The 26,075-nt window shown below is 73.5% G+C and carries 27 protein-coding genes and 1 riboswitch; of the genes, 11 read left to right on the forward strand and 16 right to left on the reverse strand.

Annotated features, from left to right (window positions below):
- Positions 1-121 precede the first annotated feature (121 nt).
- Positions 122-1,531: a tyrosine--tRNA ligase gene (gene tyrS / locus K304_RS0101885; RefSeq protein ID WP_027762353.1), complete on the forward strand. Its 1,410-nt coding sequence runs from the start codon at positions 122-124 to the stop codon at positions 1,529-1,531.
- 31 nt (positions 1,532-1,562) lie between these two features.
- Here the strand turns inward: tyrS and K304_RS0101890 are convergent, their stop codons facing one another.
- Positions 1,563-1,859, reverse strand: coding sequence for a hypothetical protein (locus tag K304_RS0101890; protein WP_027762354.1), 297 nt, complete (start codon positions 1,857-1,859; stop codon positions 1,563-1,565).
- A gap of 184 nt (positions 1,860-2,043) precedes the next feature.
- Between K304_RS0101890 and K304_RS32680 the strand changes: the two genes are divergently transcribed.
- Positions 2,044-2,439, forward strand: coding sequence for a DUF3099 domain-containing protein (locus K304_RS32680; RefSeq protein WP_486591548.1), 396 nt, complete (start codon positions 2,044-2,046; stop codon positions 2,437-2,439).
- A gap of 198 nt (positions 2,440-2,637) precedes the next feature.
- Positions 2,638-2,913: a hypothetical protein gene (locus K304_RS26830; protein WP_051307715.1), complete on the forward strand. Its 276-nt coding sequence runs from the start codon at positions 2,638-2,640 to the stop codon at positions 2,911-2,913.
- A gap of 45 nt (positions 2,914-2,958) precedes the next feature.
- Here K304_RS26830 and moaA read toward each other — a convergent pair whose 3' ends face one another.
- The 3 genes from moaA to K304_RS0101915 all read right to left on the reverse strand — a co-directional run bounded on the left by moaA (position 2,959) and on the right by K304_RS0101915 (position 6,067).
- A complete protein-coding gene (gene moaA / locus K304_RS0101905) occupies positions 2,959-3,948 on the reverse strand; it encodes a GTP 3',8-cyclase MoaA (protein ID WP_027762355.1) in 990 nt (329 codons plus the stop codon).
- Between the two features lie 143 nt (positions 3,949-4,091).
- A complete protein-coding gene (locus tag K304_RS0101910) occupies positions 4,092-5,717 on the reverse strand; it encodes a sodium/solute symporter (protein WP_027762356.1) in 1,626 nt (541 codons plus the stop codon).
- Positions 5,714-6,067 (reverse strand): DUF485 domain-containing protein, encoded by a 354-nt coding sequence (locus K304_RS0101915; protein WP_051307716.1) that lies wholly within the window; start codon positions 6,065-6,067, stop codon positions 5,714-5,716. Before K304_RS0101915 ends, K304_RS0101910 begins: the two co-directional genes overlap by 4 nt.
- A 245-nt stretch (positions 6,068-6,312) precedes the next feature.
- Between K304_RS0101915 and K304_RS0101920 the strand changes: the two genes are divergently transcribed.
- The gene (locus K304_RS0101920; RefSeq protein WP_027762358.1) at positions 6,313-7,872 is read left to right on the forward strand and encodes a S8 family serine peptidase; all 1,560 of its coding nucleotides are present in this window, start codon (positions 6,313-6,315) and stop codon (positions 7,870-7,872) included.
- Between the two features lie 33 nt (positions 7,873-7,905).
- Here the strand turns inward: K304_RS0101920 and K304_RS0101925 are convergent, their stop codons facing one another.
- Positions 7,906-8,781 carry a sterol desaturase family protein gene (locus tag K304_RS0101925; RefSeq protein WP_027762359.1) on the reverse strand — a complete coding sequence of 292 codons (876 nt, stop codon included), beginning with the start codon at positions 8,779-8,781 and terminating at the stop codon, positions 7,906-7,908.
- 179 nt (positions 8,782-8,960) lie between these two features.
- On the opposite strand from K304_RS0101925, the gene K304_RS26835 reads away from it, so the two are divergent.
- The 3 genes from K304_RS26835 (at position 8,961) to K304_RS0101940 (ending at position 11,800) form a co-directional block, all read left to right on the forward strand.
- Positions 8,961-10,058 carry a DEDDh family exonuclease gene (locus tag K304_RS26835; protein WP_078528328.1) on the forward strand — a complete coding sequence of 366 codons (1,098 nt, stop codon included), beginning with the start codon at positions 8,961-8,963 and terminating at the stop codon, positions 10,056-10,058.
- Between the two features lie 25 nt (positions 10,059-10,083).
- Positions 10,084-10,902 carry an SURF1 family cytochrome oxidase biogenesis protein gene (locus tag K304_RS26840; protein ID WP_051307717.1) on the forward strand — a complete coding sequence of 273 codons (819 nt, stop codon included), beginning with the start codon at positions 10,084-10,086 and terminating at the stop codon, positions 10,900-10,902.
- Between the two features lie 139 nt (positions 10,903-11,041).
- Entirely contained in the window at positions 11,042-11,800 is a 759-nt protein-coding gene (locus K304_RS0101940; RefSeq protein ID WP_027762360.1) for an SDR family oxidoreductase, read from the forward strand.
- 108 nt (positions 11,801-11,908) lie between these two features.
- Here the strand turns inward: K304_RS0101940 and amaP are convergent, their stop codons facing one another.
- From amaP to K304_RS26850, 11 genes are all read right to left on the reverse strand, one after another.
- The gene (amaP, locus tag K304_RS0101945) at positions 11,909-12,505 is read right to left on the reverse strand and encodes an alkaline shock response membrane anchor protein AmaP (protein WP_027762361.1); all 597 of its coding nucleotides are present in this window, start codon (positions 12,503-12,505) and stop codon (positions 11,909-11,911) included.
- Positions 12,506-12,566: 61 nt separating this feature from the next.
- Positions 12,567-13,217: a DUF6286 domain-containing protein gene (locus K304_RS26845; RefSeq protein ID WP_051307802.1), complete on the reverse strand. Its 651-nt coding sequence runs from the start codon at positions 13,215-13,217 to the stop codon at positions 12,567-12,569.
- Between the two features lie 95 nt (positions 13,218-13,312).
- The gene (locus K304_RS0101960) at positions 13,313-13,699 is read right to left on the reverse strand and encodes an Asp23/Gls24 family envelope stress response protein (RefSeq protein ID WP_027762362.1); all 387 of its coding nucleotides are present in this window, start codon (positions 13,697-13,699) and stop codon (positions 13,313-13,315) included.
- Positions 13,696-13,890, reverse strand: a complete 195-nt coding sequence (locus tag K304_RS0101965; protein ID WP_027762363.1) for a hypothetical protein — start codon at positions 13,888-13,890, stop codon at positions 13,696-13,698. The genes K304_RS0101960 and K304_RS0101965 overlap by 4 nt, the downstream gene beginning before the upstream one ends.
- A gap of 33 nt (positions 13,891-13,923) precedes the next feature.
- Positions 13,924-14,418 (reverse strand): Asp23/Gls24 family envelope stress response protein, encoded by a 495-nt coding sequence (locus K304_RS0101970; RefSeq protein WP_027762364.1) that lies wholly within the window; start codon positions 14,416-14,418, stop codon positions 13,924-13,926.
- 153 nt (positions 14,419-14,571) lie between these two features.
- Positions 14,572-15,357 carry an enoyl-CoA hydratase/isomerase family protein gene (locus K304_RS0101975; RefSeq protein ID WP_027762365.1) on the reverse strand — a complete coding sequence of 262 codons (786 nt, stop codon included), beginning with the start codon at positions 15,355-15,357 and terminating at the stop codon, positions 14,572-14,574.
- A 79-nt stretch (positions 15,358-15,436) separates the two neighbouring features.
- The gene (locus K304_RS0101980) at positions 15,437-15,658 is read right to left on the reverse strand and encodes a helix-turn-helix domain-containing protein (protein ID WP_023529120.1); all 222 of its coding nucleotides are present in this window, start codon (positions 15,656-15,658) and stop codon (positions 15,437-15,439) included.
- A 365-nt stretch (positions 15,659-16,023) separates the two neighbouring features.
- On the reverse strand, positions 16,024-17,622 hold the full coding sequence (locus tag K304_RS0101985) for an ABC-F family ATP-binding cassette domain-containing protein (protein WP_027762366.1): 1,599 nt from the start codon (positions 17,620-17,622) through the stop codon (positions 16,024-16,026).
- Positions 17,623-17,850: 228 nt separating this feature from the next.
- On the reverse strand, positions 17,851-19,248 hold the full coding sequence (locus tag K304_RS0101990) for a hypothetical protein (RefSeq protein ID WP_027762367.1): 1,398 nt from the start codon (positions 19,246-19,248) through the stop codon (positions 17,851-17,853).
- A gap of 184 nt (positions 19,249-19,432) precedes the next feature.
- Positions 19,433-20,587, reverse strand: a complete 1,155-nt coding sequence (locus K304_RS0101995; protein ID WP_027762368.1) for an alpha/beta fold hydrolase — start codon at positions 20,585-20,587, stop codon at positions 19,433-19,435.
- Between the two features lie 119 nt (positions 20,588-20,706).
- Positions 20,707-21,387, reverse strand: a complete 681-nt coding sequence (locus tag K304_RS26850; protein ID WP_051307720.1) for a class II aldolase/adducin family protein — start codon at positions 21,385-21,387, stop codon at positions 20,707-20,709.
- A gap of 193 nt (positions 21,388-21,580) precedes the next feature.
- On the opposite strand from K304_RS26850, the gene K304_RS0102005 reads away from it, so the two are divergent.
- From K304_RS0102005 to K304_RS0102020, 4 genes are all read left to right on the forward strand, one after another.
- A complete protein-coding gene (locus tag K304_RS0102005; RefSeq protein WP_027762369.1) occupies positions 21,581-22,852 on the forward strand; it encodes an inorganic phosphate transporter in 1,272 nt (423 codons plus the stop codon).
- A 33-nt stretch (positions 22,853-22,885) separates the two neighbouring features.
- Positions 22,886-23,098, forward strand: a complete 213-nt coding sequence (locus K304_RS0102010; protein WP_027762370.1) for a hypothetical protein — start codon at positions 22,886-22,888, stop codon at positions 23,096-23,098.
- Between the two features lie 188 nt (positions 23,099-23,286).
- A riboswitch (cobalamin riboswitch) is annotated at positions 23,287-23,409 on the forward strand.
- Positions 23,410-23,536: 127 nt separating this feature from the next.
- Entirely contained in the window at positions 23,537-24,490 is a 954-nt protein-coding gene (locus K304_RS0102015) for a cobalamin biosynthesis protein (RefSeq protein WP_027762371.1), read from the forward strand.
- A complete protein-coding gene (locus K304_RS0102020; RefSeq protein ID WP_027762372.1) occupies positions 24,487-26,034 on the forward strand; it encodes a cobyric acid synthase in 1,548 nt (515 codons plus the stop codon). The genes K304_RS0102015 and K304_RS0102020 overlap by 4 nt, the downstream gene beginning before the upstream one ends.
- Positions 26,035-26,075 lie beyond the last annotated feature (41 nt).

Consider the following 26,075-nt stretch of genomic DNA (forward strand, 5'->3'; position numbering starts at 1 on the left):
GCCACCGCGTGGGTCCTACCGCCCGCGCGCCCCGGGGCCGCCCGCGTGCGCGAGGGCGGCGGCGTCCCCGCATAGACTCTGTTCCGCATCCATCCGACACCGATCCCTTAAGGCGACAGACGTGACACGCCTCGGCGACTCCGTGCAGCGGGCAAGCGCCCTGCTGGCCCAGGACCTCTCCTCCGACCCGACCGTCGAGCAGCTGCTCGCCGAGACCGGGTCGCGGCGGTATCTGGACCTCGGCGACCTGTCCGCCGGGGAGCAGGCCGCGCTGATCGCCGCCCGCACGGTGGACCTGCTGCCGTCGGAGGAGAAGCTGGCCGAGGAGATCGAGACCCGTCGGGCCGCGGGTGAATCTCTGCACGTCAAGCTGGGCATCGACCCGACCGCCACGGACATCCACCTCGGGCACGCGGTGCCGATCATCGTGCTCAGCCGCTTCCAGCGGATGGGCCACGACGTGACGCTGATCATCGGCGACATCACGGCGAAGATCGGCGACCCCTCGGGCCGCACGGCGGAGCGTCCGCCGCTGACGGACGAGGACATCGCGCGCAACCTGGCGGGCTACCGGGACCAGGTGCGGCCGTTCTTCGACTTCGAGAGGGTGCGGTTCCGGCACAACAGCGAGTGGCTGGCCGGGATCACGCTGCCGCGGCTGATCGGCATCCTGTCGCAGATCCCTGCCTCGCAGCTGCTCCAGCGCGAGGACTTCCGCAACCGGCTGGCAGCCGGCTCCGGGCTGACGATGTCGGAGCTGATCTACCCGGTCGCCATGGCCATCGACTCCGCGGAGATCGGGGCGGGCATCGAGCTGGGCGGCGTGGACCAGCTGCTGAACATGCAGATGGGCCGCAAGATCATGGAGATCTACGGGCAGCGGCCGCAGCTGGTCGCCACCATGCCGCTCATCGAGGGCACCGACGGCACGGGCGCCAAGATGTCGAAGTCGAAGGGCAACTACATCCCGCTCACCGCGTCCGCGGAGGACGTCTTCGGCAAGATCATGTCCATCCCGGACCGGCTGATGGCCCCCTACCTGCGGGCGTGGACGGAGTGGACCGACCCGGAGATCGAGCAGGCGCTGGCCCGGGTGGAGAAGCGGGACCTGCACCCGATGGACCTGAAGAAGGTGCTGGCGGGCGAGGTCGTGACCGCGCTGTACGGCGTGGAGACCGCGATGAAGGCGCGCGCCGGGTTCGTCGCGCAGTTCTCGAAGAAGTCCTTCTCCGACGTGGAGTCGCTGCCCTCACTGGATCTGGCCGAGCACGGCGGCGAGGGCATCGCGGCGCTGCTCAGCAAGGTCCTGGAGTTCACGCCGAGCGCGTCCGCGGCCCGCCGGATCGCCAAGCAGAACGGGCTGCGGCTGATCGTGGAGACCGGCGGGGAGCAGCAGGCCCTCGTCCTCCCGGAAGCGGACGCGCTGCGCCCGCTGGGCGAGGTGGTGCCGGAGAAGCTCGCCGAGGCGGGTCTGTCCGGCACGGTCTACCTCAAGGCCGGGCGGAAGATCGCCGAGGTCCGGGGGGCGTAACCGCCGTTCCCACGGGTCGCCGGCCGCCGGTTCAGGCGGCCCGGCGGCCCTGCTCCCGCGTCCTCGGTTTCCCGCGGATGCTCGCCCACAGCGGCGCTCCGAGGGCGACGATCAGCACGGCCCCGGCGAGCTGCAGCACGTGCCGGATCCAGTCGATGCCGGAGGTGTCCGCCACCCCGGCCCAGCCGGAGACGGCGTTGCCCAGCAGGCCCCCCAGCATCCCGAAGATCACGGTCAGCCACAGGGGGATGTGCTGCTTGCCGGGGAGGATGGCGCGGGCGAGTACGCCCAGCACCAGCCCGACCACGAGGGCCCACAGCCAGTTCATCTCTCGCCTCCCGGTGGACGGCGCGCCGGACACGCCGGCCGCGTGTCCTCCGCCAGTGTCGTACGCGCGCCCCGAGGGTGCACCCGCTGCGGGCGGCGGCCGGTATCGGTGGGCCGGGCGGGGCGGCGTACCGTGGGAGACGTCCGGAACGTGGTGTGACCGGCGCACGAGCGGGTGGTGGAGCGTGTTGCGCAAGCAGAAGAGTCCCCAGGTCTTCCGGATCACCGGGGCCCGGCAGGGCCTGGAGGACGATGTCCGCGGGCGTCAGCGGCGTTATGTGATCTCGATGCTGATCCGCACGCTCGCGGTCCTGCTGACGGTGATCCTGTGGAACGTGCAGCGACCGCTCGCCGTGGTCACGCTCGTCCTCGGTGCCACGCTGCCGTACGTCGCCGTGGTGATCGCGAACGCGGGGCGGGAGCGGGTGCGGGACATGCCGCCGACGCTGGTGACGGGTCCGAGCCGTCCCGTGCTCGGGCCGGGTGCGACGGAGCGCCCGGACGAGGAGACGCCGGCGGGCGAGCCGCGGGGGACCGACCGGTCCGAGGAGGTCAACGGGTCTGCCGACGGCGGCCGTTGAACCGCCGGCCCGCGCAAAGGGCCGGGAAAAGGTCAGGGGAATCGTCCAGTTCCGCTGCCGTGCGCGGGTGTGCCCGTGCCATACTTCGAAGGCGCTCCGCATCCCCCGTCGGAGCGACGGACCGACGCCGGGCGGCTCCCCCCGTGGCCGCCCGGCGTCGCCTTTTCCACCGCTCCCGTGGTGTTGGATGGGGGCGTGATGTCTGCGCAGAACCACGAGTCGCCGATCTGCTCCGCCAAGGGCTGCCGGGAGCCCGCCGTGTGGGTCCTGGCCTGGAACAACCCCAAGCTGCACACGCCGGACCGCCGGAAGACCTGGCTGGCCTGCGAGGAGCACCGGGAGCACCTGTCCTCGTTCCTGGGCATGCGCGGATTCCTCAAGGACGTGGTGCGTCTGACGGAATGGCAGGCCGCGGAGGAGCGGGACACGCCCGGCGAGCAGGGCGAGAGGGCGGCGCCGGGGGACCAGGACTGAGCGGGAGGACGAAGCGGCCCCTCCGGGCGGCCGGAGCCGACCGGTTCAGCCGCCGATCGCCGACATCGGACGGTCGGGCTGGACGAAGGAGGGGTCGTCGATGCCGGCGCCCGCCTTCTTCCCCCACATGGCCTGCTTCCACAGCCGGGCGACCTCGGCGTCCTCGGCCCCGGTGCGCAGTGCGCCGCGCAGGTCCGACTCCTCCCGGGCGAACAGGCAGGTGCGGACCTGTCCGTCCGCGGTGAGGCGGGTGCGGTCGCAGGCGCGGCAGAACGGCCGCGTGACGGAGGCGATGACGCCGACACGGTGCGGGCCGCCGTCGACGGTCCAGCGTTCGGCGGGTGCGGAGCCGCGGGCCTCCTCGCCCTCGGGGGTGAGGGTGAAGCGGGTGCGCAGCGACTCCAGGATGTCTCCCGCCGTGATCATGCCGTCGCGCTGCCAGCCGTGCTGGGCGTCCAGCGGCATCTGCTCGATGAACCGCAGCTCGTAGTCGTTCTCCACGGCCCAGGCGAGCAGGTCGGGTGCCTCGTCGTCGTTGAGGCCGGGCATCAGCACGGTGTTGACCTTGACGGGAGTGAGGCCGGCGGCGCGCGCCGCCTCCAGACCGCGCAGCACGTCGGCGTGCCGCTTGCGGCGGGTCATCCGCTGGAAGACCTCCGGCCGCAGAGTGTCCAGCGAGACGTTGACCCGGTCGAGACCGGCCTCGCGGAGCGCGGCGGCGGTGCGTTCCAGACCGATGCCGTTGGTGGTGAGCGAGAGCTGCGGGCGCGGTTCGAGCGCGGCGCAGCGCTCCACGATGCCGACGAGCCCGGGGCGCAGCAGGGGCTCGCCCCCGGTGAAGCGGACCTCGTCGACGCCGAGGTCGGTGACGGCGATGCGGATGAGCCGGACGATCTCGTCGTCCGTCAGGAGCTGCGGCTTGGCCAGCCACTGCAGCCCTTCCTCGGGCATGCAGTAGGTACAGCGCAGGTTGCACCGGTCGGTGAGCGACACCCGGAGGTCGGTCGCGACCCGGCCGTATGTGTCGAGCAGCATGGGCGGCCCTTCCACGGTGGCTTCCATTGTCTCGCAACTGCTTCGCAGCGTACGCGAGAGCGCCGACATTCAACAGTTCGTTGAAGTGACGAGGGGGCACGGAGCGTGGTCGGGCCGCCCGATGCGGCGCCGGGAGCCGGCCGTCAGTGCGCGCCGGTGCCGGTCAGCGAGCGGACCTCCAGTTCTGCGTACTTCCGGCCGTCCACGTCCTCGTTCTTCGACAGCACGGTGCCCAGCCAGCCGAGCAGGAACCCGAGCGGGATCGACACCAGACCGGGGTTGTTCAGCGGGAACCACTGGAAGTCGGCGCCGGGGAACATGGCGCTCGGGTTGCCGGAGACGACCGGGGAGAAGACCACCAGCAGCACGGACGAGGACAGGCCGCCGTAGATGGACCACAGCGACCCGGTGGTGTTGAAGCGCTTCCAGAAGAGGCTGTAGAGGATCGTCGGCAGGTTCGCGGACGCGGCGACCGCGAAGGCGAGCGCCACCAGGAAGGCCACGTTCAGCTTGCCGGCGAAGATGCCCAGCAGGATGGCCACGCCGCCGATCAGGATGGAGGAGACCCGTGCGGCCTTGACCTCCTCCCGGTCGGAGGCCTTGCCCTTGCGGATCACGTTCGCGTACAGGTCGTGCGCGAAGGAGGAGGACGAGGCGAGAGTGAGACCGGCGACCACCGCGAGGATCGTGGCGAAGGCGACCGCGCAGATGACGGCGAGCAGGATCGCGCCACCCGCCGAGTCGGCGCCGCCGCCGATGTTCTGCGCCAGCAGAGGGGCGGCGGTGTTGCCGGCCGCGTCGGACTCGGTGATCTCCTTCCGGGAGAGCAGTGCCGCCGCGCCGAAGCCGAGGGCGATGGTCATCAGGTAGAAGGCGCCGATGATGCCGATGGCCCAGATGACCGACTTCCGCGCCGCGCGGGCGGTGGGCACCGTGTAGAAGCGGATGAGAATGTGCGGCAGGCCGGCCGTGCCGAGCACCAGGGCGAGACCGAGGGAGATGAAGTCGATCTCGGTGGTGGTCGAGACGCCGTACTTGAGGCCCGGCTCCAGGAACGCCGCTCCCTGCCCGCTGTTCTCGGCGGCCGCGCCGAGCAGCGTGGAGATGTTGAAGTCGAACTTCAGCATGACGAGGAACGTGATGAGCAGGGTCCCGGCGATCAGCAGGCACGCCTTGATCATCTGCACCCAGGTGGTGCCCTTCATGCCGCCGATGGTGACGTAGAGGATCATCACGACGCCCACGAGCACCACGATGACGTTCTTCCCCACGTCGCCGGACACGCCGAGGAGCAGCGCCACCAGGGCGCCGGCGCCGACCATCTGGGCGAGCAGGTAGAAGATCGACACCACGATGGTGGACACGCCCGCGGCCGTGCGGACCGGCCGCTGCCGCATCCGGTAGGCGAGCACGTCGCCCATGGTGAAGCGGCCGGAGTTGCGCAGCGGCTCGGCGACGAGCAGCAGTGCGACCAGCCAGGCGACGAGGAAGCCGATGGAGTAGAGGAAGCCGTCGTATCCGAAGAGCGAGATGGCACCCGCGATGCCGAGGAACGAGGCGGCGGACATGTAGTCGCCGGAGATGGCCAGGCCGTTCTGGAAACCGCTGAACGAGCGACCGCCGGCGTAGTAGTCGGTGGCGTCCTTGGTGCGCCGTCCGGCCCACACGGTGACCCCGAGCGTGGCGGCCACGAAGACGGAGAAGAGCGTGATGATCAGCGTGCGGTGCTCGCCGGCGTCCGCCGCGGCGACCTGCAGGTAGGTGTTCATGCGCCGCCCTCCAGGCGTGACTTGATGGCGTCCGCGGCGGGGTCGAGCTTCGCGGCGGCGTGCCGCGAGTACCACCAGGCGATGGCGAACGTGGTGACGAACTGGGCGACACCGAACACGAATGCCACGTTGATATTGCCGACGATCTTGGTACCCATCAGCGCACCGGCGTAGATGGAGAGGAGGACGTACAGGAAGTACCAGCTGATGAAGGCGACGGTGAGCGGGAAGGCGAACGACCGGTGGGCCCGGCGCAGGGCGACGAACTCGGCGCTCCGCTGCACCTCGATGTAGTTCCGGTCGGCCGGTGGCGCGGCACCGGCGCTCGCTTCGTGTGATGCGGAATCCACGGCGACTCCCAGAGAGGTCGGGAAGGCGGACGTTCGGTGTGACCTGCGCAACATCCGGCCACACCGTTCGCGCATCGTAAGGGGATGACGCTGCGTACAACAGGGGTAGGTAGTTGAAAGATGAAGGAGAAAGCCGCCAAGCCGGTCTGATTCGACGATTTTCTTTCTGGATCTACCCCTCAACTGCACTCAACAGGGCTAAGTTCCTCCACGGGAAGTCACATTCGAAACGGCATGGAGACCCCATGGATTCAGTGAAGCCCAGACGGCGGCACGCACTGGCGGTGCCGCTCGGCCTGGCACTGACCGCGTCGCTGGCGGTCCTGCCCGGCGCGTCGACCGCGCTCGCGCAGGACGCCCGGCCCGCGGCGGACGGCGAGAAGCTCAGCTACGTCGTCAACACCGCGACCGACTCCGCCACCGTGGACCGCGTCGAGCGGGAGGTCGAGGACGCCGGCGGCACCGTCGTCACGTCCTGGGAGGAGATCGGCGTCGTCATCGCCCACTCCACCGACCCCGGCTTCGGCAAGACGATGCGCGCGGTCGACGGAGTCGACTCCGCCGGCGCCACCCGCACCGCTCCGCTCAGCGCGGCCGCCACCACGGACGTGGGCAAGCCGCAGTACGTCAAGGACCCGGAACGGCTGGCCGCCGAACTGGCGAAGAACGAGCAGCGCCTCGCGCCCGGGGCCCGCAAGAAGGCGGCGCCCGACGAGCCGCTGGAGTCGCTCCAGTGGAACATCCCGGCCATCAAGGCCGACCGGGCGCACGCGATCGACGACGGACGCCGCGGCGTCACCGTCGCCGTGGTCGACACCGGCGTCGACGACACCCACCCGGACCTGCGGAAGAACTTCGCGCCCACCCAGTCCGCCAACTGCGTCGGCGGCGAGCCCGACACCTCGTGGGGCGCCTGGCGGCCCTACGCGGAGGGCGGCCACTACCACGGCACGCACGTGGCGGGCATCATCGCCGCTCCGCGCAACGACGTCGGCATCGCCGGCGTGGCGCCCGGGGTGAAGGTCTCCTCGATCAAGGTGGCCGAGCAGGGCTCCAGCCTCTTCTACACCGAGGCCGTGGTCTGCGCCTTCATGTTCGCCGCCGAGCAGGGCGTCGAGGTGACGAACAACAGCTACTACACGGACCCCTGGCTCTACAACTGCCCGGACCACGAGGACCAGGCCGCCATCCTGGAGGCCGTCGGACGGGCCGCCGAGTACGCGGAGGGCGAGGGCGTCCTCAACGTCGCCTCGGCCGGCAACTCCGCCCAGGACCTGGCCGCGGACGAGCTCGTCGACGCGACCAGTCCGGACGACTCCACACCCGTCGAGCGCACCATCGACCCGTCCGAGTGCCTGGACCTCCCGGCACAGCTGCCGGGCGTGGTGACCGTCTCCGCCACCGGCGACCAGTCGCTGAAGTCGTACTACTCCAACTACGGCGACGGCGTCGTGGACGTCGCCGCCCCGGGCGGCGACCGCTACCAGGTCCCCGAGGGCGACGGCAAGAACGGCCGCGTGCTGTCCACCATGCCCGACGGCGACTACGCCTTCCTCCAGGGCACCTCGATGGCCGCCCCGCACGTGGCCGGCGTCGCCGCGCTGGTCAAGAGCGAGCACCGGCGCGCCACGCCGCAGGAGATCCAGTGGCGCCTGAAGGCACGGGCCGACAACCCGGGCTGTCCCGAGGGGCCGTACGACCCCGACGGCGACGGCGAGGTGAACGCCGAGTGCACCGGCAACGCCAAGATCAACAGCTTCTACGGCTACGGCATCGTCGACGCGCTGGACGCCGTCCGGAAGTGACACTCCACGGGCTGAACGGCGCCTGACCGCCGTTCAGCCGTGCGGCGCCGCGAGGGGGCCGGGCTCCGGCTCGGCCCCCTTCGGCTGCCATCCCGGACCGCGCAGCACCCGGCCGAAGCGCTCCGGCCAGCTGCGTGCCGCGCGCAGGTCGCGGCCGATCGCCGCGTACTCGTGCGTCGCGACCCGCAGCGGGTTGTAGGTCTCGATGTTCTTCGTGAGCCCGTAGGCGCACGGCTCCCGCTCCGGCGCGAAGGAGCCGAACAGCCGGTCCCAGACGATCAGGATGCCGCCGAAGTTGCGGTCCAGGTAGCCGCCCTGCGAGGCGTGGTGGACCCGGTGGTGCGAGGGCGTGTTGAAGACCGCCTCGACCGGGCGCGGCAGGCGGCCGATCCGCTCGGTGTGGATCCAGAACTGGTACACCAGGTTGACCGACGCCAGGAAGGCCAGCACCGCCGGATGGACGCCGAGGGCGATCAGGGGCAGGTAGAACGGCCAGGAGGTGAGGCTGGTCCAGGGCTGCCGCAGCGCCGTGGTGAGGTTGAACCGGCGGCTGGAGTGGTGCACCACGTGGCAGGCCCACAGCAGGCGGATCACGTGGTGGCCGCGGTGCGACCAGTAGTAGAAGAAGTCCTGCGCGAGCAGCAGCAGGGGCAGCGTCCACCACAGCAACGGCACCCGCAGCGGGGTGAGTTCGTGGACGGCGGCGTAGATCGCCACCACCGGCACCTTCCACAGCGCGTCGAAGAACAGGCTGCCCAGGCCCATGGACAGGCTGGTGACCGCGTCCCTGCCCTCGTAGCCGGCCGCGTCGTCGTCGGGATGGAGCCGGTGGCTGACCACCTCGATCACCGTGAGCAGGAGGAAGGCGGGGATGGACCACAGCACGACGTCGGGCAGATGAGACGGCATGTCAGCAAGGTAGAGCCCCTCCGCGCGGCGCGCCAGGGGTCGTTACCGATCGGTAGACGGTCTCCGGGGCGGCGCCCGGCGGACCGTACCGGGCCGGGCGGGACTGACGGCCGGTCAAGCCCCTGTGTGGGCAGGCGCGGTCGTGGAACTGTCAGTCGCGGCCCGTATCCTCTGTGACCATGCTCGAAGACCAGACGGCACGTCCGGACGAGGAGGCGGGGGCCCTGTACATCCCCGCTCAGTCCGCTCCCGCCCACCGCGCCGCCGCCTCCGGCGACGCCTGCTGGCCCTCGAACTACCCCGAGGGGTACGCGGTGGTGGACGTCGAGACCACCGGCCTGCGCCGCGACGACCGGATCGTCTCCGCCGCCGTCTACCGGCTGGACTCACGCGGCGACGTGGAGGACCACTGGTACACGCAGGTCAACCCGCAGCGCGACCCCGGCCCCACCTGGATCCACGGACTGACCGCCGAAGTCCTCGCCGACGCACCGCTGTTCGAGGAGGTCGCGGCGGACCTCGCGGAACGGCTGGAGGGCCGCGTCCTGGTGGCGCACAACGCCGTCTTCGACTGGTCCATGATCGCCCGCGAGTACGCCCGTACCGCGCACGCCCTGCCCGTCCGGCACCGGCTGTGCACCATCGCGCTCGCCAAGGAGCTGGCACTGCCGCTGCCCAACCACAAGCTGGAGTCGCTCGCGGCGCACTACGGCGTGGTGCAGCAGCGCGCCCACCACGCGCTGGACGACGCCCGGGTGCTGGCCGAGGCGTTCCGCCCGAGCCTCCACCGCGCCGCCCGGCACGGCGTGCGCCTGCCGCTGCTGGCCTGCGTGCCGCTCACGGAGCTGCCCCCGGAGCCCGCCGCGGACCGCTACGACTCCGCGCCCCGCTCCCGCCCGTACGGCTTCGGCCGGCGGCCGTCGCGGAAGCGCCCGCCGTGCCCCTATCCCAACCCGGGGCGGTGGGAGCAGGGCGGCCCGCTGCGGCAGGGCATGCGGGTGGCGCTCTCCGGCGACACCTCCGTCGACCGCGAGCTGCTGGAGGACCGTGCGATCGAGGCGGGCCTGCACATCGCGACCAGCGTCTCCCGCCGGACCAGTCTGGTGGTCAGCAACGACCCGCACTCCGTCACCTCGAAGGTCGCCCGGGCCCGTACCTTCGGCACTCCGGTGATCGACGAGGCCGCGTTCACCCACCTGCTCCGCGACGTCGCACCCGCCCAGGACCCGCCCCCCGGCCCCGCGGGGCGGGAGGTACCCCCGTCCCCGGCGGGCTGACCCGCGCCCGGTACCGTCGGGGGTTGTGTACCGCCTCCGCTTCCTGCTGTCCCGGCAGTGGGTGATCCTCACGCTGCTCGGCCTGGCGCTCGTTCCGGCGATGATCGAGCTGGGCTTCTGGCAGCTGCACCGGCACGAGGCGAGGGTGGCGCACAACGAGCTGATCGCGCGGAGCCTGGCCGCGCCCGCCGTGCCGGTCACGCAGCTCACCGCGTCGGGCGGGGAACCGGACCGCGACGACTGGTTCCGCAGCGTCGAGGCGACCGGCCGCTACGACACCGACCACGAGGTGGTCGTCCGGCAGCGCACCGCCTCCGACGGCCAGTCCATCGGCTACTTCGTCCTCACGCCGCTGGTGCGCGACGACGGCTCGGTGCTGCTGGTCAACCGGGGCTGGATCCCGGCGGGCGGCGACCTGACGAAGTTCCCCGACGTGCCGGCGGCACCGCGCGGCGAGGTCTCGGTCACCGGCCGGATCATGGCGAGCGAGACCACGGAGGCCAGCGGCATCAAGGACAAGCCGGGCCTGCCGGACCGCCAGGTCATGCTGATCGACAGCGACCAGCGGGCGGAGGCGCTGGACCGGCCCGTACTCGGCGGCTACGTCCAGCTCACCGCGTCCTCGCCGGAACCCCGGGAACACCCGGAGCGGCTGCCCGACCCGGAGCACGACAGCATCGGGCCGCACATGGCCTACGCGGTGCAGTGGTGGCTGTTCGCCGCGGGCGTCCCGGTCGGGTGGGTCGTCCTGGTGCGGCGCGAGCTGCGCGACCGCGCCCGGGCCCGCACGGAGGCCGACGACACCGCGCGGGCACCGGCTCCGGCGGGCGCCGCCGCCGGCTGACGCCCCGGGCCCCCTCCGCCGCGGTCGCCCGGCGGGCGCACCAGCGCAAGCCCGGGCACGGGACGGACGCCGGCACCTGGCACCTGGCACCTGGCACCTGGCACCTGGCACCTGGCACGGCATAGGGCAGACTGCGGGCATGGATCTTGGCTTGAAGGACCGCGTACACGTCGTCACCGGCGCCACTCGTGGCCTGGGCTTCGCCTCGGCGCAGCAGCTCGTCGCCGAGGGGGCGAAGGTCGTGGTGACCGGCCGGACCGAGGAGGCCGCCGCCGAGGCGGCGGCCCGTCTCGGTGCCGAGTCCGCCGCCCCGGTGGCGGCGGACAACGCCGACCCGGCGACCCCGGGCCGGCTGATCGAGACCGCCCGGGCCCGGTTCGGCCGCTTCGACGGCATGCTCGTCAGCGTCGGCGGGCCACCCGCCGGCCCGGCGGAGACGATCACCGACGAGCAGTGGCAGGCCGCGTTCGACTCGGTGTTCCTCGGCGCGGTGCGGCTGGCCCGCACCGCGGCCGCCGCACTCGGCGAGGGCGGAGTCGTCGGTTTCGTCCTGTCCGGCTCCGTCCACGAGCCCATTCCCGGCCTCACCGTCTCCAACGGACTGCGTCCGGGCCTGGCAGGCTTCGCGAAGACGCTGGCCGACGAGGTGGGCCCGCGCGGCGTGCGGGTGGTGAGTCTCGCTCCGGGCCGTGTCGACACCGACCGGGTGCGGGAACTCGACGCGCTCAGCGGCGACGCGGAGGAGTCCCGGCGGCGCAGCGAGGAGAAGGTGCCGCTGCGCCGGTACGGCACGCCGGAGGAGTTCGGCCGTGCGGCGGCGTTCCTGCTCTCCCCCGCCGCCTCCTACGTGAACGGCGTGGTGGTGCCGGTGGACGGGGGTGCGCGCCGCGGCCTGTGAGCGCGCCGTCCGCGCGCGTCTCCCCCGGCCCGCCCGGCGGTGGGAGACGCGCGGGCGACGGCCGTGCGGGGGACTCGGCCGTACGGGTGACCGGGCGCGCAGGGCGGGTCAGGTGACGCGTTCGGCGCGGTGACGCCGGCCGCGCAGCCTGACCTCCGCCGGCAGGGCGTCCAGGCCCGCGGAGGTGCGGGCGTGCTCCAGCGCCTCGGCCCGCAGCCGTTCGACGGTGGCCGCGGGCCTGCCGTGCGGCTCCAGGCGCAGGTTGACCCGGGCGCTCGGCCGGGTGCGGCGCCCCAGCAGCCTCACCCGTACGCGGTCGACGCCCGCCAGCGACTCGGCCTCGGCCGCCAGCACGTCGGCCAGGGCGCGGCCGCGGAGCAGCGCCCCCTCGCCGTCACCGCTCTCCACCAGCACCTCCCCCAGCCTGCGACGCCGCAACTGGGCCAGGAACCACCACAGCAGGAGCAGCACCAGGACGGCGAGACCCGCGATCACCACCGGCCACCACCAGCCGTCGTCGCGGAAGCGGGTGCGGTCGGCGTCGGTCAGCAGGACGTCGCCGGGGCCCTTCCACAGCCATCCGGAACCCAGGTCGTAGCCCCAGCGCCGTTGCAGGTCGAAGCCGCCGGCCAGGACCGCCAGGCCCAGCACGAGCAGCAGCAGGCCGGCCAGGGTCAGCAGGACCCGGTTGACCGTGCGGAGCATCGCCCTCCCTCTCTCCTCGCCTCGGCCCCTCCCCGGACGGCCGTGCCGTCGGCGGGGCCCCTCATCGTTTCGGGCGCCGGACGCGCACCGACAGCCGGTGCCGCCTCGCCACCCCCAGCTCCCGGATGCCCTCTCCCAGCGCGGAGTCCAGTTCGGCGCGTACCTCGTCGAGTTCGCGGAAGTGGGCCTGTGCGTGGGCCCGCACCCGGCGCCGGCCCACTTTCACCCTGGCGGCCTGGACGCCGGACACCTCCATGGCACGGTCCCGCAGCACCAGCGCGGCGGCGCTCCGCTCCAGCGCGGCGCGGACGTCGGCGTGCTCGCGGCGCATCGGCAGCAGGCCCCGCAGCCCCGGGGTGAGCGCCCCGACCAGCAGCCACAGCCCGAGCACGACGGCCGCCACGGCGCCGACGCGCACCCACACGTCGTCGATCGGGCGGGTGGCCAGCTCGTCGGCGAGCTCCCGGCGCCATGCCATGCCGGGCCGGTCCAGGCGCACGGCCACCACGTCGTACAGCAGCAGCGCCGCCGCCACGAGCAGCACCGCGGCGACGAGCGCCGCGGGGAGGCGGCGGGTGGCCCACAGGCGGCCCACCCGGCCGCCGCCGTCGGTACCGGGGGTGTAGGCGGCGGAGGAGAAGTCCTGTTCCAGATCGCCCGCGCCCGGTCCCCCGCCGGGGGCCGGTGCGGTACCGGAGCCGTCCTTCCTCAGCGTGAGCGGCCGGGTGTCGCCCGGCCCGCCCGCGGGGCCGTCCGCGCCGGAGGCGTCGGGGGCACCGCGCTCGCCGCCTCCCGACTGGTCGTCGCTCACCGGACCCTCCCGAGGCCGTCGCCGCGCAGGTGTGCCGAGTGCAGCCGGTCCACCCGTACGGTCACGTCCGACACCTGCATTCCGGTCAGTTCCCCTACCCGCGCGGTGACCTGACGACGCACCGCTCCGCACTGCGCGCCGATGTCGGAGGGATATCCCAGCTCGACGGAGAGCCGCACCCGGGCGACATCGCCGCGCACATCGACGCCGGACCGGGGCACGGTGCCGCCGCCTACGGGGAGCGTCGCCGCGTCCGGGCCGGCGCGGAGCGCCTCCCTGGCAGCTTGTGCGGCGACCTTGGCCACCGCCCGGTCGGCGATGCGGGTGGCCCCCCGTTCGGTGGGCGGAACGACCCGTTCCGCCGACTGCTCGGGGCGGGTCACCGCGGCCCGCGCCGTCCGCCGTCACGGCCCCGGAAGAACTCCCCCGCGTCCAGGTCGCCGTCGAGGAACCGGCCGGCCACCCAGCCGATCGCGCCCAGCGCCGCCACCAGCAGGAAGGCGCCGAAGCCGCCGAAGTACCCGGCGAAGCCCAGGGCCATCCCCGCGATCAGGCCGACCACGGCCATGCTCATCGTGCGTTCCTCCGTTCACCGGCGCCGGAACCGTCACTGGACACGGGAGCGGCCCGGCTCCTCTTCGTCGCCGTCCTCCTCGTCGGGCAGCTTGACGTCGCTGACGGCGATGTTGACCTCCACGACCTCCAGGCCGGTCATCCGCTCGACGGCGTTGATGACGTTGGAACGCACCGAGTCCGCGACCTCCAGGATCGCGAAACCGTACTCCACCACGATCTCCAGGTCGAGGGCCGTCTGCACCTCGCCCACCTCGGCCTTGACTCCACGGCTGACGGACGCCGACCGGGTGCCGCCGGGCACCCGGTCGCGGACGGCGCCGAAAGTCCGGGCGAAGCCGCTGCCCATGGCGTGCACGCCCACGACGTCGCGGGCGGCCAGACCGGCGATCTTCTCCACCACCCCGTCGGCGATGGTGGTGCGGCCGCGGTCGCCGGAGGACACCCCCGGGCCGAAGGTCTTCTGCGTACCGGCGCTCGGGGACGCCGCTCGTGTCTCCGTGCCCTTGCGGGACTCCATGTCGGTCATCGTCTTCACCCCATTCGAGACGGCGGCGCGGTCTGCCGCTCCGCCGCCCACGTTAGGCGCCGGGCGGGGCGGGAGCCCGCACCGCGCGCCGAAAGGGTGACGGAGAGTCAACCGGCCGCGTGCACCGGGCCGTGCGGCGAACGGACCGGGCGGTCAGTCCGCGAGACCGGCCAGGTCCCGAAGGCGGCGCGTCTGGGCCGCACGTTCGGCGGTCTGCTGCTCCTCGTGGCTGCGGGCTGCGGCGCCGGCGAGCAGCGCCTTGGTCTCCACGACGGCGTCGCGCGGCGCCGCCAGGAGGGCCGCGGCGAGGTCGGCGACCGCTCCGTCCAGTTCGGCGGCCGGCACGACGAGGTTCGCCAGGCCCGTGCGCTCCGCCTCGGCGGCGTGCACGAACCGCCCGGTGGCACAGATCTCCAGGGCGCGGGCGTAGCCGACCAGGCCGACCAGGGGCTTGGTACCGGCCAGGTCCGGGACCAGCCCGAGGCTGGTCTCGCGCATGGCGAACTGCACGTCGTCCGCGCAGACGCGCAGGTCGCAGGCGAGGGCGAGCTGGAAGCCGGCGCCGACGGCGTGCCCCTGCACGGCGGCGATGGTGAGCACGTCGCTGCGACGCCACCAGGTGAACGCGTCCTGGTACGCGCCGATGACCGCGTCGACCTCGTCGTCCGTGCCCCGGGCGAGGTCCAGGAAGGACGGCTCGCCGTCGAAGCCCTCGGGCGTGAAGGCCTGGCGGTCCAGGCCGGCGGAGAAGGAGGGCCCTTCGGCGCGCAGCACGACCACGCGCACGGTCCCGGGAAGGACCCGGCCGGCCTCGGTCAGCATCCGCCACATGGCGGGCGACTGCGCGTTCCGCTTGGCGGGCACGGCGAGCGTGACCGTGGCGGTGTCACCCTCCACGGTGAGCCGCACGCCGTCCTTGTCCAGCAGGGTCTCGGTCATCGGTGCTCCTCCGGTGGCCACTCTCGGCGGTCAGACATACCGAAGAGTAACCACCGGCGGCGACGACCCGGTACCCAGGTCAGGACGAGGCTGCCTTCTTTCCGCGGGTCGCACCGCCGCGCCCGCGCAGGGCAACGCCGGACTCGCTGAGCATCCGGTGGACGAACCCGTAGGAACGGCCGGTCTCCTCGGCCAGCGCCCTGATGCTCGCACCGGAGTCGTACTTCTTCTTGAGGTCTGCCGCGAGCTTCTCGCGTGCAGCGCCGGTCACCCGGCTGCCCTTCTTCAGAGTCTCGGCCACCCGTGCCTCCTCAGGGGAAGTGCGCTCTGTGACTCCCATGATCACCCCTCCACACACTTCTGGCCACCCATTCGGCAAAGCCCGTGCAATCCCGTGCCTGCGGCGGATCGGCGCACGCGCCGAATGCTCTGGCCACGGGCACGTGCCCGGCGCACGCGCGCGCCCGGCCGGGTGAAGGAGGTGCAGGTCAGCGGCGCGATGGCGGGATTCCTGCGCCCGCCCCCGGCGCGGGCTGCAGGCTCCGGGGCGGGCAGGGAGGCGCCGCGCCGGGGTACCAGCCGCTCTCACCCAGATGAAGGATCACGCGTAGGCCGAATGATCCAGCAGGTGATCCACCGGCCCGGCCGGAACGGGGCCGGGGGCGGTCAGGCGAGCGCGACGAGGTCCGCGTAGTCGTCGCCCCACAGGTCCTCCACGCCGTCCGGGAGCAGGATGATCCGCTCCGGGGCGAGGGCGTCCACGGCGCCCTCGTCGTGGGTGACCAGCACGACGGCGCCGGTGAACGTCTTCAGCGCGCCGAGGATCTCCTCGCGGCTGGCGGGGTCGAGGTTGTTGGTGGGCTCGTCGAGCAGCAGCACGTTTGCCGAGGAGACGACGAGGGTGGCGAGCGCCAGCCGGGTCTTCTCCCCGCCGGAGAGCACGCCCGCCGGCTTGTCCACGTCGTCGCCGGAGAACAGGAACGACCCGAGGGTCTTCCGGATGTCGACCAGGTCCATGTCGGGCGCGGAGGACCGCATGTTCTCCAGCACCGTGCGGTCCGGGTCGAGCGTCTCGTGCTCCTGGGCGTAGTAGCCGAGCTTGAGGCCGTGACCGGGCGTGACGCGTCCGGTGTCGGGAACCTCCACACCGGCCAGCAGCCGCAGCAGCGTGGTCTTGCCGGCGCCGTTGAGGCCGAGGATGACCACGCGGGAGCCGCGGTCGATGGCGAGGTCGACGTCGGTGAAGATCTCCAGCGAACCGTAGGACTTCGACAGGCCCTCCGCCATCAGCGGCGTCTTCCCGCAGGGAGCCGGGTCGGGGAAGCGCAGCTTGGCGACCTTGTCGGCCCGCCGTTCGGCCTCCAGGCCCGCCATGAGCTTCTCCGCCCGGCGCGCCATGTTCTGGGCGGCGACGGCCTTGGTGGCCTTGGCACGCATCTTGTCGGCCTGTGAGTTGAGCGCGGTGGCCTTCTTCTCGGCGTTGGCCCGCTCCCGCTTGCGGCGCTTCTCGTCGGCCTCCCGCTGGGCGAGGTACTGCTTCCAGCCCATGTTGTACAGGTCGATCTGGGAGCGGTTGGCGTCCAGGTAGAAGACCTTGTTGACGACGGTCTCCACGAGGTTGATGTCGTGGGAGATGACCACCAGGCCGCCGCGGTAGGTCTTGAGGAAGTCCCGCAGCCAGACCACGGAGTCGGCGTCCAGGTGGTTCGTGGGCTCGTCGAGGAGGAGCGTGTCGGCGTCCGAGAAAAGGATGCGGGCCAGCTCGACACGGCGGCGCTGACCGCCGGAGAGGGTGTGCAGCGGCTGGCCGAGCACGCGGTCGGGCAGCCCGAGGCTGGCGGCGATGGTGGCGGCCTCCGCCTCGGCGGCGTACCCGCCCTTGGTGAGGAACTCGGTCTCCAGCCGCTCGTACTTCTTCATGGCCCGTTCACGGGTGGCGCCCTTGCCGTTCGCCATCCGGTCCTCGTTCTCGCGCATGCGCCGGATCACGGTGTCCAGGCCGCGGGCGGAGAGGATGCGGTCGCGGGCCAGCACCTCCAGGTCGCCGGTGCGCGGGTCCTGCGGAAGGTAGCCGACCTCGCCGGAACGGGAGATCGTTCCGGCGGTGGGAACGCCTTCCCCGGCCAGGCACTTGGTGAGGGTGGTCTTGCCCGCTCCGTTGCGGCCGACCAGGCCGATGCGGTCGCCCTTGGCGATGCGGAAGGAGGCGGAGTCGATGAGGATCCGGGCGCCGGCGCGCAACTCGAGTCGGGAGGCGGTGATCACGGAGGTGCTCCAAGGCAGGGAAGACGGACGTGCGTGCGGGTCGAGGGGGCCGGCCGGTCCCGGCGGAGACCGGCGTGGTCCCGCGGAGACGGGCCCTGGGCCCGGGCGCACGGCCGCTAATGCACAAGGAGGTAAGCCATGCCGGTCAGTGTACCGGCGCGGCGCAACCCGGTTTCCGGGGCGCCGCGCACGGCTCGCCTTACGGCCGGCCCTCCTGCGCTACGCGCGTCACCCGCCTCCGGTGTGGACCTGGAACGCGGCGCGGCGTACGGCCTTGGCCAGCGCGGCGTCCGGGTGCGCGGCGGCCAGCGCCACCAGCACCTGGACGGTGCGGGGATGGCCCACGGCCCGTACCTCGTCGATCAGTTCCGGCACCGTCCCCTGCACGGCGGTGTCCAGGTGGTCGACGAGCAGCCGCGCCTCGCCGTGGTCGGTGACCGCTGCGGCGGTGTCCACCCACAGCCAGGTCGCCTCCTCGCGGGTGAGCACGCCCGGCGCACCGCCGGCCAGCTCCTCCGGGTCGGCGCCCTCCTGCTCGGCGAGCCACAGCAGCGCGTACGGGCGCAGGCCGGGCTCCTCGGCGGCCGCGCGTACGTCGGGCTCGGCGGGCGCGCCCACGACGCGGAGCGCCTCGAAGGCGAGCGCCCGGATCAGGGCGTCCTCGCCGCGGGCGGCCTCCAGCAGTCCGGAGACGGCGGTTCCGACCGGGCGGGCGGCCAGCCAGGCACGGTACTCGGAGCGCGCGGGGCCCGGGGTGAGCCGGGCGCAGCCGCGCAGCATGTCGGGGGCGGACTGCTCGATGTTGCCGGCCGGGCTCTGCGCGGCCACGCAGATCTGCTCGAGCTTGGTCCACACCGCCCAGTTGCCCAGCGGGGTGAGCACGGCCGAATCGGTGTGCTCCTCGTCACGGCACCGGGTGAGCGCCCCGACGGAGGCGAGGGCGTCCAGCGCCCAGTCCAGCAGGGTGGGCAGCGTGCCGTCGACGGGTTCGGCCCCGGCGTCGTGGTCCGGTCGCTCGGCGCGCAACTCGGTGATGCACCGGGTGAGGTGGTCGAGGAGCGCGGGCAGCGTGACCGGTCCGGCTGAGAGGTGCAGCAGGGACAGCACCTGCGGCATCGACACCACGACTTCGCCGGTCAGCACCGGGTCGGCCGAGTCGGCCGGGGCGGGGCGGGCGAGCGACCAGGCGTCGAACAGGGCGACCCAGCCGCGCAGCACCGCGCTGTCGTCGCGGTCCCAGGCGGTCAGGCGCCAGCCGGGGCGGGCGGTGTCGCCGTGCAACTCGACCAGCCCGGCGAGCCGGGCCCGGTCCCAGTCGGCGCGGGCTCGTGCGGGATCGACCTGGAGGGCGGCGGCCGCGCGGGCGAAGGCCTCGGTGGTGGGGACACCGGCCGTCGGCGGTTCGTCCGCCGCCCAGCGGGCCATGTTCACGGCGCCGCGCAGGCAGTCCCGGGCGTGCCGGGCGAGCACCCCCGGGGAGGGAGTGCCGGCGGGCGGCCGCGGCGCGGAGGAGCCGCGGGCCGGCCAGGCGCGGCCGCGCGTCTCGCTCACGGTGCGGCGCGCGGCGGCGATGGGCCGTCGGGGGACGAGGCGCAGGCGGGTGTCTCGCGGTGTACGGGACGTCACGGGAGCAGTCTTCACGGTGAGAGCGGAAAAACCCAAACGGCGCAGGCCCTCGCGGCTTCGCCGGGCGGCTCCCGCCTGCCCCCGCCCGCCCTCCGCGCCGGTTCCTGCGCGGAGGCGAACGCCCGCGGGGACGCGCTCCGTCACCCGTGGCCGGGCTTCGCGTCGGGCGCCACCTCGAAGGGCGTCAGAGGAGAGGCATGAGGAAGCGGGTGAGGGCCTCCTCGTAGCCGTCGCGGTCGGCGTTCCACATCGCGGCGTGCTGCGCCCGCCCGACGACGTGCAGGGTGATCAGGTCGGGCCGGCTGTCGGCGAGCACCCGGGAGGGGCCCCAGGGAGCGACCTCGTCGCCCGGTCCGTGCGCGATCAGCACCGGCACCCCGAGCCGCTCGGGCGCCGCCGCGACGGCCGGCGGTTCCGGCCGCACCCCGGCGCGGCCCTCGGCGGCCCGAACCGCCAGCGACAGCAGGGGGCGTGGGACGCCGCGGGCGGCGGCGAGCGCACGCAGGGTGGCGGCCGGGTCGAGGACCGGCGAGTCCAGCACCAGTCCGCAGACGCGGTCGCGTACGGCGGACTCCGCGGCGACGTGCAGCGCCATGGTCGCGCCGGTGGACCAGCCGTACAGGATGACGCGGGAGGCGCCCCGGTCGAGGGCGTGACGGACGGCGGCGTCCAGGTCGCGCCACTCGCTCGCGCCCAGGTGGCCGACGCCGTCGGGGTTCCGCGGCGCGCCGGGATCCCCTCGGTGGGCCGGGACGAGAACGGGCAGGCGGAGCCGCGCGAGCACGGGGAGGACGTTCATCGCCTGTTCCCGTGTGGTGCCGAGCCCGTGTGCGGCGACGACCCACACGCCGCGTTCGCCGGGCAGCGCCCACGCGGGCAGGGGGCCGAGTTCGGAGGCGATCTCCGTGTCGGTGTACGGCAGGTCCAGCGCGCCGGCCGGGTCACCGCTGTGGACGACGGGCGTGAGCCGGACGGTGGCCCCGGTGGTCAGCGTGCCGCGGGTGACGTCCAGGAGACGGCGTACGACGGTGTCCGCGGGCGCGGCGTGCGTGGCCTCCCGCATGGTGTGCCCGACCACGGCGCGCACGCCCCGGCCGGTGAGGCCGTAGGTGCCGGGGAGTTCCGCGGTGAGCGAGCGGGTGAGCGCGACCCGTTCGGGGCGGGCGGCGAGGCGGGCGTGGAGCGTGAGGGGCTCCCCGAAACCCGGCGGGACGGCGGCCCCGTCGGCGCGGGCGGGACGCAGGGCGCGCCCGGCCGCGTACCGGCCGGCCGCCACAACGGCCGCGCAGGTACCCAGGACGGTGCCGGCGGCCAGGGCCGCCGCAGCGGGCGTGCGCATCACCTCGAGTGTCCGCCGTACCGCCTCCTTCCGGCCACCGGACGGCAGCCGGAGGCCGCCGGTGGAGGGGCGCCGGGACGGTACCGGGAGACGGAGCGTGCGGCCGGCCGCGGCGCGGGTCATCCGGCCGGGGGCCGCTGGCCGTAGCCGCGCAGCCGGTCGGCGACCCGGTCGATCTCCTCCCTGGGCAGCAGGGTGGGCGTGCGGCCGGGCACGGAGGCCGCGGCCAGCCAGACCCGGCACATCCACTCCAGCTGCGCGGTCCGGTCGTAGGCCTGGTCCATGGTGGCGCCGTGGGTGAGCGTGCCGTGGTTGCGGAGCAGTGCGCCGCTGCGGTCCTCGAGGGCTTCCAGCAGGTGGCCGGCGAGGGCGTCGCTGCCGTAGGTGGCGTAGGGGGCGACGCGCACCGGACCGCCGAGCGCGGCGGTCATGTAGTGGATCGTGGGGAGTTCGTCGACCAGCGTGGAGACGGCGGTGGCGTGCACGGCGTGGGTGTGCACCACGGCGGCGGCGTCGGTGGTGCGGTAGACCGCCAGATGCATGGGCAGTTCACTCGTCGGACGGAGGGTGCCCGCGACGCGTTCACCCTTCAGGTCCACCGCGCACAGGTCGTCGGGTCCCAGACGGTCGTACGGCACCCCGGTGGGGGTGACGAGGACGACGTCCCCCACCCGGGTGGAGACGTTCCCGGAGGTGCCGACGACCAGCCCGTCGGCGACCGTGCGGCGCGCCGCCCCCACCACCTGCTCCCACGCGTCCCGCCAGGTCACCGGGATCTCCCCGCTCGTCTCGCTGTGCATCGGCACCTCCGGTCTCTTCCTGTACCACCGGGCGACTGGACCATGCGGCGGTCCCTCCCGTTCGGCCTGTGACGGGTCCCACACCAACACCCTCCGGGTGCGACACTCCGATGCCCGCCCCAGTTCACCTTCCGTTCACCCACCATCCTTACGTTCACCGGGTCACTGACCTTCGAACTGATTGCCTGGGTGAATGGAACACATCACGCTTCTCATCGGGATCGTGATCGTCACGGCCTTGGTGTTCGACTTTACGAACGGCTTCCACGACACGGCCAACGCCATGGCCACCACCATCTCCACCGGGGCGATGAAGCCCAAGGCAGCGGTGGCGATGTCGGCCGTTCTCAACCTCGCCGGAGCGTTCATCTCCGTCGAGGTGGCCAAGACGATCTCCAAGGGACTGATCGACGAAGGCGCCGGTATCCAGCCTGAAGTGATCCTCGCAGCGTTGGTCGGTGCGATCACCTGGAACATGCTGACCTGGCTGGCCGGACTCCCCTCCAGCTCCTCGCACGCCCTGATGGGCGGTCTGCTCGGTGCCGCGGTCGCCTCGATGGGCATCGGCGCGGTCAACGGCGACGTCGTCGTCACCAAGGTGCTGATCCCCGCGCTGGCCGCCCCGCTGGTCGCCGGCCTCGCCGCCTGGGGCGCCACACGCCTGACCTACCGCCTCACCCGCAACGTGAGCGAGGAGCAGGCGGGCAAGGGCTACCGGGCCGGCCAGATCACCTCCGCCGCGCTGGTCTCCCTGGCGCACGGCACCAACGACGCGCAGAAGACGATGGGCGTCATCACCCTCGCCCTGATCGCGGGCGGCGCGCTGGCCCCGGACGCGGGCCCGCCCATGTGGGTGGTCGTCTCGGCCGGTGTCGCCATCGCACTGGGCACATACCTCGGCGGCTGGCGGATCATCCGCACTCTCGGCAAGGGCCTCACCGACATCCACCCGCCGCAGGGCTTCTCGGCGCAGACGAGCGCCGCGGTCACCATCCTGGCCTCCTCCCACCTGGGCTTCTCGCTGTCCACCACGCACACCTGCTCCGGCGCCGTGATGGGCGCGGGGATGGGGCGCAAGGGCGGCACCGTCCGCTGGGGCACGGCGGGCCGGATGCTGGCCGCCTGGGGCATCACCGTCCCGGCCGCGGGTCTGGTCGCGGGCGGCGCGGCGCTGCTGGCCGAGCGCGGCAACGTCGGCGTGACCGTGGTCGCCGTCCTCGGCGTACTGGTCAACGGCGCCATCTGGCTGGCCTCGCGCCGGCAGCCGGTCGACCACACCAACGTCAACGACATGCCGGAGGACTCCGCCCCGGAATCCCGCTCCGACGCACAGGACGCGGGCGTGGTGGCCGCCGCGATGAGCGCCGTCGCGCCACCGCCGGCCGGCGCGGTCCCCGAGCAGCACGGCGCGCAGGACGAGGAGTCCGAGCACGCCCGCACCAAGGCCTCCGTCTCCGGCGCCTGACGCGCCCCACCCGAAGGAAGCGAAGCACTCACCATGGACATCCACTGGTCCGCCCTGATCAACGTGTTCGGCGTCAGCCTGCTGGCTTCCGTCGCACTGGTCGGCGTGTTCACCCTGGGCATCGTGGGCTCCGCACCGCGCAAGGACGGCGGCAGCGCCTCCGTGCCGGCCCGCATCGGCGCGTACCTCTGCTACGCGGTCTGCGCGGCCGCCGTGGCGTACGGCATCTACCTGATCGGCGCCTGAACCCCCGCGCACCGAGGGGTGGGTACGGCCTGCGGGCCGCACCCACCCCTCTCGCGTACCCGAGGCGGCCCGGGCGGGACGCGACGGCGCGACGTGGGGGTGGTCACACTGCTTCGCCGCAGGTCGGGGGCGAGTTGACGGTCGTGGGGGGCCGTGATGGACTTCCGGCAGCCGAACGGCGGCAGAAGAGGAAGCCGGTGCGAATCCGGCGCGGTCCCGCCACTGTCACCGGGGAGCGCCCCTCACCACACGCCACGGCCCGCCAGCGGGCTGGAAGGCCGGGGAGGCGCCGATCCGGGAGCCAGGAGACTCTCGCCGCCGGACACGTCGAGCCAGGGCGAGGACCCTGAGTGAGGACTCCGCCATGCGTGGCTTCTGCGCCGCTCCCCCACCCCGCACCTCGCCGTGTTCCTGCGAGGCTCCACAGCCCGTCGTCTGATGCCGCGTCCGCGTGCGTACGCGTACGGGGTGACGCTCGGCTTCCTCGCCGACCTCGCGCTGGGCGACCCCCGGCGCGGACACCCCGTGGCGGCCTTCGGCCGCGCGGTGAACCGGGCCGAAGGCGCCCTGTGGCGTGACCACCGCGGTGCCGGGGCGTTGTGCACCGTGGTGTGCGCCGGCGGCGTGGCGGCCGCCGCGGCGGGCCTCAACGCGGCCGCCGGGAGGGCGCGTTCGACGCTGCCCTCGGTGGTGCTGGCCGCGGTCGCCGGCTGGACGGTGCTCGGCGGGACCTCGCTGATCCGCGAGGCGCGGGCGGTCGGCGCCGCACTCGCCGCGGGCGACGTGCCGGCGGCGCGGCGGCGGCTGCCGCACCTGTGCGGGCGGGACCCGGAGGCGCTGGACGCCGAGGGCGTCGCGCGGGCGGTCGTCGAGTCGGTGGCGGAGAACACCTCCGACGCCGTGGTGGGCGCGCTGGTGTGGGGAGCGGTCGCCGGTGTGCCGGGCCTGGTGGCCTTCCGCGCGGTGAACACCCTGGACGCGATGCTGGGCCACCGCTCCCCCAGGCTGCTGCGTTTCGGCTGGGCGCCGGCGCGGCTGGACGACCTGGCGGGCTGGCCCGGCGCCCGGCTGACGGCCACGCTGGCCGCACTCGCCGGATCCGACCCGAGCGGCGCCCTGCGGGTCTGGCGTGCGGACGCCTCCCGCCACCCCAGCCCCAACGCGGGCCCGGTGGAGGCCGCGTTCGCCGGGGCGCTGGGCGTACAGCTGGGCGGGACGTTGGCGTACGCGGGGCGGGTCGAGCACCGGCCGGTGCTCAACGCCCGTGGCCGGCCGGTCCGTACGGAGGACGTCGAGCGCGCGGTGCGGCTCTCCCGCCGCGTCGGTGTGCTGGCGCTGGTGACGACGACGGCCGTGAGGGTCGTGGCCGCGCGGAAGGGGAGGCGGCGGTGAACGCGGTGCGGCGGGGCGGCGGTCTGCTGGTCGCGGGGACGACCTCGGACGCCGGGAAGAGCGTGGTCACGGCCGGGGTCTGCCGCTGGCTGGCCCGCAAGGGGCTGAAGGTCGCGCCGTTCAAGGCGCAGAACATGTCGCTGAACTCCTTCGTCACCCGGGAGGGCGCGGAGATCGGCCGGGCGCAGGCCATGCAGGCGGCCGCCGCCCGGGTGGAACCCAGCGCGGCGATGAACCCGGTGCTGCTCAAGCCGGGCGGCGACCGCACCAGTCAGGTCGTCCTGATGGGCAGGCCGGTGGGCGAACTGAGCGCCCGCGGCTACCACGAGGACAGGCAGCGGAAGCTGCTGGAGACGGTCGCCGGGTGCCTGGAGGAGCTGCGCGCCACCCACGACGCCGTGATCTGCGAGGGCGCGGGCAGCCCCGCCGAGATCAACCTGCGGCGCAACGACATCGTCAACATGGGTCTGGCGCGGGCGGCGCGCCTCCCCGTGGTGGTCGTCGGCGACATCGACCGCGGCGGGGTCTTCGCCTCGTTCTTCGGTACGACCGCGCTGCTGTCCCCCGAGGATCAGGCGCTGGTGTGCGGCTATCTGGTCAACAAGTTCCGCGGCGACACGACGCTGCTGCAGCCGGGGCTGGAGATGCTGCACCGGCTCACCGGCCGCCCGTCGCTGGGCGTGCTCCCGCACCGGCACGGCCTGGGCATCGACGAGGAGGACGGGCTGCGCATCTCCCTGCGCGGCACCGTGCGGGAGGCGTCGACGGCGCCGCCGCACGGCGCGGACGTGCTGCGGGTCGCCGTGCTGCCGGTCCCGCTGATGTCGAACTTCACCGACGTGGACGCCCTCGCCGCCGAGCCCGGCGTGGTGGTCCGCTTCTGCGACCGGCCGGAGGAACTGGCCGACGCCGACCTGGTGGTGGTGCCCGGCACCCGCGGCACCGTGAAGGCGCTGGAGTGGCTGCGCGCACGAGGGCTGGCCGACGCCCTCGCCCGGCGTGCGGCCGAGGACCGGCCGGTGCTCGGCGTCTGCGGCGGCTACCAGGTGCTCGGCGAGCGCATCGAGGACCACGTCGAGTCGCGTGCGGGCGTCGTGAAGGGCCTGGGGCTGCTGCCGGTGCGGGTGCGTTTCGCCCCCGGGAAGACACTCGCCCGCCCGGCCGGCACCGCACTGGGCGAACCGGTCGAGGGATACGAGATCCACCACGGCGTCGCCGACGTGCGCGGCGGCGAGCCGTTCGTCACCGACGGCACCGGCGGCCGCCCCCTGGACGGCTGCCGGGTCGGCCCGGTGTGGGGCACGCACTGGCACGGCGCGCTGGAGTCCGACGCCTTCCGCCGGGCCTTCCTGCGACGCGTCGCCTCCGACGCCGGCCGGGCCTTCCTCCCGGCTCCCGACACCGCCTTCGCGCGGCTGCGCGAGGAGCAACTCGACCGGCTGGGGGACCTGATCGAGGAACACGCGGACACGGGCGCGCTGCTGCGGCTGATCGAGGAGGGCCCGCCGGGCGGGCTGCCGTTCGTCCCGCCGGGCGCGCCGTGAGCCGCAGCCGGCCGCCGACCACGACCACGACCGCGACCACC

It is taken from the genome of Streptomyces sp. CNS606, from assembly GCF_000426325.1.